General features: G+C 69.3%; 4 protein-coding genes. 1 reads left to right on the top strand and 3 read right to left on the bottom strand.

What is annotated here, in order from left to right; genetic code table 11:
• Positions 1-138 precede the first annotated feature (138 nt).
• Entirely contained in the window at positions 139-1,863 is a 1,725-nt protein-coding gene (locus AC1RQF_RS28875; RefSeq protein WP_273996148.1) for a cation:proton antiporter domain-containing protein, read from the top strand.
• Between the two features lie 39 nt (positions 1,864-1,902).
• Here the strand turns inward: AC1RQF_RS28875 and AC1RQF_RS28880 are convergent, their stop codons facing one another.
• The 3 genes from AC1RQF_RS28880 to AC1RQF_RS28890 form a co-directional block, all read right to left on the bottom strand.
• Positions 1,903-2,673, bottom strand: a complete 771-nt coding sequence (locus AC1RQF_RS28880; protein WP_273996147.1) for an SDR family oxidoreductase — start codon at positions 2,671-2,673, stop codon at positions 1,903-1,905.
• Positions 2,674-2,695: 22 nt separating this feature from the next.
• Positions 2,696-3,694: an arabinose ABC transporter substrate-binding protein gene (locus AC1RQF_RS28885; protein WP_273996146.1), complete on the bottom strand. Its 999-nt coding sequence runs from the start codon at positions 3,692-3,694 to the stop codon at positions 2,696-2,698.
• A 158-nt stretch (positions 3,695-3,852) separates the two neighbouring features.
• Entirely contained in the window at positions 3,853-5,634 is a 1,782-nt protein-coding gene (locus AC1RQF_RS28890; RefSeq protein ID WP_492873498.1) for a peptidoglycan D,D-transpeptidase FtsI family protein, read from the bottom strand.
• Positions 5,635-5,880: the final 246 nt, after the last annotated feature.

Genomic DNA, 5,880 nt, shown 5'->3' on the forward strand with positions numbered 1-5,880 from the left:
AGCAGGGTCGGATCGTTCGCCGCACGCCGTCATCGGCCCGCCGCGGCCCCGTGATATTTTGATTCGCGCGCCCATTTGCCGCGCTGATCCCTTATCCTTGTCGGCTTACTAAAATATTACGTTCAAAATGGAGCGCGGATGCCTCATGACGTCAGCCTGATTGCGTTGCTCGCGACCGGTTTCGGTCTCGCGATGATCTTCGGTTACCTTGCCTCGCTCTTGAAGATGCCGCCGCTCGTCGGCTATCTGCTGGCGGGCATCGTGATCGGGCCGGGCACGCCCGGCTTCGTCGGCGATCTCGCGCTCGCGCAGCAGCTGGCTGAAATCGGCGTGATGTTGCTGATGTTCGGCGTCGGGCTGCATTTCTCGCTGGGCGACCTGCTCGCGGTGCGCAAGATCGCCCTGCCGGGCGCGATCTTCCAGATCGGCGTCGCGGCCGCGCTCGGCTGCGGGCTCGCGCTGCTGTGGGGCTGGAATATCGGCGGCGCGCTGGTGTTCGGGCTGTCGCTGTCGGTCGCGAGCACGGTGGTGCTGCTGCGGGCGCTGGAGGGTCGCGGGCTCGTCGAATCGGTGAACGGGCGGATCGCGGTCGGCTGGCTGGTCGTCGAGGATCTCGTGATGGTGCTCGTGCTCGTGCTGCTGCCGCCGCTCGCCGGCCTGCTCGGCGGCGCGACGCCCGACGCCGCGCACGGCGGCGCCCCGGGCGGCAGCCTGTGGGGCACGCTCGGCACCACGCTGCTGAAGGTCGGCGCATTCATCGCGCTGATGCTGGTGGTCGGCAAGCGGGTGTTCCCGCGCATCCTGTGGCTGGTCGCGCGCACCGGCTCGCGCGAGCTGTTCACGCTGTGCATGATCGCGGCGGCCGTCGGCGTCGCGTTCGGCGCGGCGAAGCTGTTCGACGTGTCGTTCGCGCTCGGCGCGTTCTTCGCCGGCATGATGATGCGCGAATCCGAGTTCAGCCGCCGCGCCGCCGACGAAACCCTGCCGCTGCGCGACGCCTTCTCGGTGCTGTTCTTCATCTCGGTCGGGATGCTGTTCGACCCGGGCATCCTCATCAACGAGCCGCTGCACGTGATCGAGGTCGCGGCGATCGTCGTGATCGGCAAGACCCTGGCCGCCGTCGCGCTCGTGCTCGCGTTCCGCTATCCGCTCAACACCGCGCTGACGGTCGGCGCGGGCCTCGCGCAGATCGGCGAGTTCTCGTTCATCCTCGCGAGCCTGGGGCGCGGCCTCGGCCTGCTGTCGGCCGAAGGGCAGAACCTGATTCTCGCGGTCGCGCTGATCTCGATCGCCCTGAATCCGCTGCTGTTCGCGATGATCGAGCCCGCGGCCGCCTGGATCCGCCGGCATTCGGCGTTCGCGCGACGCCTCGAGTCGCGCGACGATCCGCTCGCCGCGCTGCCGATGTCGACGCCGCAGACGCATCTGACCGGGCAGGTCGTGATCGTCGGCTATGGGCGGGTCGGCACCCGGATCGGGCAGGCGCTCGACGAGCGCGGCATCGCGTACGTTGTGGTCGAGCAGAACCGCGAGCGGGTCGAGAAGCTGCGCGAGGAGGGCGTCGCGGCCGTGTCGGGCGATGCGATCGAGCCGATCGTGCTGGTGCAGGCGCACATCGCGCGCGCCGGGATGTTGGTGGTCACGCTGCCCGACGTGTTCGACGTCCGGCAGATCGTCGAGATCTCGCGCACGCTCAATCCGACCATCGAGATCGCGCTGTGCACCAACAGCGACGACGAGGCGTCGCTGCTCGTCAACGAAGGAATGGGCACGGTCTTCATCGGCGAGACCGAGCTGGCGCGCGGCATGACCGACCACGTGCTGTCGCGCATGACGCCGCACGTGCCCAAGCCCGCGCATTGACGCGACGCGCGGGCCGGCGCGCCCGCCGCGCGCGGCCTCTCAGTCGAACGATTCCAGCGTCAGTTCCTGCGCCATCACCCGGTTGCCGGCGAGCAGCCCGCCGTCCACCGGCAGCGCGACGCCCGTGATCACGCGGGCGGCCGGCGAAGACAGGAACAGCGCGGCCTGCGCGACGTCGTCCGGCGTCGCGAAATCATCGAGCGGATACCACTTCCTCAATTCGTCGAACACGCGCGGGTTCTGCTTCACGCGCGCCTCCCACGCGGGCGTCCTGACCGTGCCCGGACACACGATGTTCGCGCGCACGCCGCGGCGGCCGTATTCGATCGCAAGCGACTTCGTGTAGCTGACGAGGCCGGCCTTCGCGGCGCTGTAGGCCGGGTGGCCGAGCGCGTTCATGCCGTTGACCGAGCCGATCACCGTGATCGCGCCGCGACCGAGCGCGAGCATGCCGGGCAGCACCGCCTCCACGCTCACGTAGGTCGCGGTCAGGTTCGCGTCGAGGTCGGCGCGCCACGACGCGATCGTGGTGTTGCGCAGGGTCGTCGACGCGGCGGTGCCCGCGTTGGCGACCAGCACGTCGACCGCCGGATGCGCGGCGAGCGCCGCCTTCAGCCGGGCGGGATCCGTGAGGTCGTCGATGATCGGATGGACGTCGCCGGGGCCGAGCGCGTCGAGGAACGCGCGCAGCGCGGCCGCGTCGCGATCGAGCGCGAGCACGCGGCCGCCGGCGGCGGCGAAGCAACGGGTCAGCGCCTGGCCGATGCCGCCGGCGGCGCCCGTGATCAAGGTGGTGCGGGGAGTCGTCATGTCGGTTCCTTGCCTCGCGCGCTCAAAGGCCCAGCGACGCGCGCGCCTGTTTTTCGTTGTCGCGCGTGATCAGCGTGCCCGAGGTCAGCACGACGGGCGGCGGCGCCTGGTTCTTCGTGATCCACTCGTACATGTTGACCGACGTGTCGTAGCCGTGTTGGCGCGGATTCAGCAGGATCGACCCGTAGAAGCCCGTCGGCTTCGGCTTGGCGAATTCGTTCATCGCGACCTGGCTGCCGTTGATGCCGACCGCGACCATGCTGTCCGCGCCGATCCCGCGGCCCTCGGCCGCGCGCACCGCGCCGACCGTGGTGTCGTCGTTCGAGCCGAACGCGACCCAGTGCTTGAAGTTCTGGTGCTTGGTCAGCGCGATGTTCGCCGCGTTGAACGCGCCTTCGGTGTCGGCCGTCATTTCGGGGGCGTCGATCACGTTCGCGGCCGGGAAGCCGGCGGCCTTCAACGCGTCGACCGCGCCCGTGGTGCGCTCGCGCGCGGTCGGCAGCTGGTCGTAGGCGAGCCGGATGATGCCGACCTCGGCGGGATTCCAGCCGCGCCGCCGGGTCTCGGCGGCGATCGCCTGACCGACCTGCTGGCCGATCTTGTACGCCGAGATGCCCATGTGCGGCACGTTGGCGAGGGGCGCGCCCTTGCCGTCGACGAGCTGGTCGTCGACCGACATCAGCTTCATGTCGTAACGCTTCGCCTTCGCGACGATGCCCGGCCCGAGCTTCACGTCGGGCGCGCAGATGATCACGCCCTGCGCTTTCTGCGCGGCGAGGCTGTCGAGCGCGGTGGAGACTTTCTCGCCGCTCGGCGCGGCGATCTTGACCAGCGTGAAATGCTTGTCCTTGGCGGCCTGCTCGGCGAAGCGCCATTCGTCCTGGAACCAGGGGTCGTCGGGCTGCTTCACGATGAAGCCGATCTTGACGGGGGCGGCGTCCGCCCGTGCGACGACGGGGGCCGACAGGCATGCGCCGGCGGCGATGCCGGCCAGCACCCGCTTGGTCCAGTGAAATCCCATGATGTCTCTCTCCTGAGCGCCTGATCTTGGAAGGACCGCGCGGGCGGTCGCACGGACGTCGCGCGGGGGCGTCCGTGGTGCGGGAGATTGTAGGAGGGAGGCGGCTCGCCGCTCAAATATTGCGCGGCGATCCTAAAGAATGGGATGGACGGGGCGGCTCAGGTTTTCGGCTTGGCGGCCGGCTTGGCGGCCGCGGCGGCCTTGGTCGGGCCGGGCGGCGCGTCGGGCGGCACGCCGAGCAGCTGCAGCGCGCCGCTCGTGACGCCGGAGAACACCGGGCCCGCGACCGTGCCGCCATAGTAGCTGCGGCCGGCCGGCTCGTCGATCATGACGGCGACGATCAGGCGCGGGTTGCTCATCGGCGCCATGCCGGCGAACAGCGCGCGGTACTTGCCCTTCGCATACGAGGCGCCGACCTGCTTGCGCGCGGTGCCGGTCTTGCCGCCGATCCGGTAGCCGTCGACGCGCGCGGCGCGCCCGGTGCCGCCTTCGCCCGCCGCCATTTCCAGCATCGAGCGGATCGCGGCGGCGGTGGCGGGCGAGGTCACGCGGTGGCCGCGCTGCGCCTCGAGCGCGTGGACGTCGGTGTTGTTCCGGAGCAGCGAGACCGGGTGGATCGTGCCGTCGCCCGCGTACGCGGTGTAGACCTGCGCGATCTGCAGCAGCGACATCGACAGCCCGTAGCCGTACGCCATCGTCGCCTGCTCGATCGGCCGCCAGCGCTTGTAGGGACGCAGGCGGCCCGAGGCGACGCCCGGGAAGGTCAGTTCCGGCGCGCGGCCGATGCCGTATTCCTGGTACTTGTTCCAGATGGTCTCGGCGGGCAGGTTCAGCGCGAGCTTGGCGAGCGCGACGTTGCTCGACTTCTGCAGCGCCTGCGCGACCGTGAGCGAGCCGTGGTTCGAGGTGTCGTGGATGACCGCGGGGCCGATCTTGTAGCTGCCGGGCGCGGTGTTGATGAGGGTCTGCGGGCTGACCTTGCCTGCGTCGATCGACAGCGCGATGACCACCGGCTTGATCGTCGAGCCGGGCTCGAAGGTGTCGATCACCGCGCGGTTGCGCAACTGCTGGCCGGTCAGGCGGGCGCGGTCGTTGGGATCGAAGGTCGGGTAGTTCGCGAGCGCGAGGATCTCGCCGTTCTGCGCGTCGAGCACGACGACGCTGCCCGCTTGCGCGTTGTTCGCGAGGATCGCCGACTTCAGCTGCGCGTAGGCGAGCTGCTGGATCCGCCGGTCGATCGTCAGCTCGATGGTGGCGCCGTGTTGGGCGGGCACGAGCGGGCGGGTGTCGGATACGATCCGGCCGAGCCGGTCGCGGATCACCTCGCGCTGCCCGGCGGTGCCGGACAGGCGGTCGTTGGTGGCCAGCTCGACGCCTTCCTGGCCGTGATCCTCGACGTTCGTGAAGCCGACCACGTGCGCGGCCGATTCGCCTTCCGGGTAGAAGCGCTTGGAATCCGCGACCTGGGTGAGGCCTTCGAGACCGAGCTTGTCGATCCGGGCGGCGGTTTCGGGATCGATCTGGCGCTTGAGCAGCACGAAGCTGCGCTCGTTGTTCAGGCGGCGCTTGAGCTCGGGGAGCGGCATGTCGAGCAGCTTCGCGAGCGCGGGGTACGCGGCTTCGTCGACCTGCTTCGGATTCGCCCAGATTTCGTAGGTGGACAGGCTGACGGCGAGCATCGCGCCGTTGCGGTCGACGATGCGGCCGCGCATCGCATCGAGCTCGATGGTGCGCTGGTAGCGTTTCTGGCCCTGGCCGGCATAGAAGTCCTGATTGGCGATCTGGACCCAGAAGGCGCGCGCGATCAGCGCGCCGAAGGCGAGAAACACGAGGATCACGACGAACTTCGAGCGCCACATCGGCAGGCTCGCCGACAACATCGGGTTCTTCGCGACGGCGAGGTACGGCTCGGAGGCTTTCGACTTCTTCTTCAGGGTCATGGACGGGCGGGTGGACGGCAAACGCGCCCCGGTGGAGGACGCTTCTAGGGGGTGATTGTAATAAATGCGTAATCGCGATGTGTGGAAGTCGCGCGATTTCGGTTAAAACACTGTCAAATCGTGGTGGAGTGCAGACAAATTCGGGACGGAGAGGCGGGAGGCGGAGAGGCGGAGAGGCGGAGAGGCGGAGAGGCGGAGAGGCGGAGAGGCGGAGAGGCGGAGAGGCGGAGAGGCGGAGAGGCGGAG

The organism is Burkholderia sp. GW821-FHT14F03, assembly GCF_058803765.1.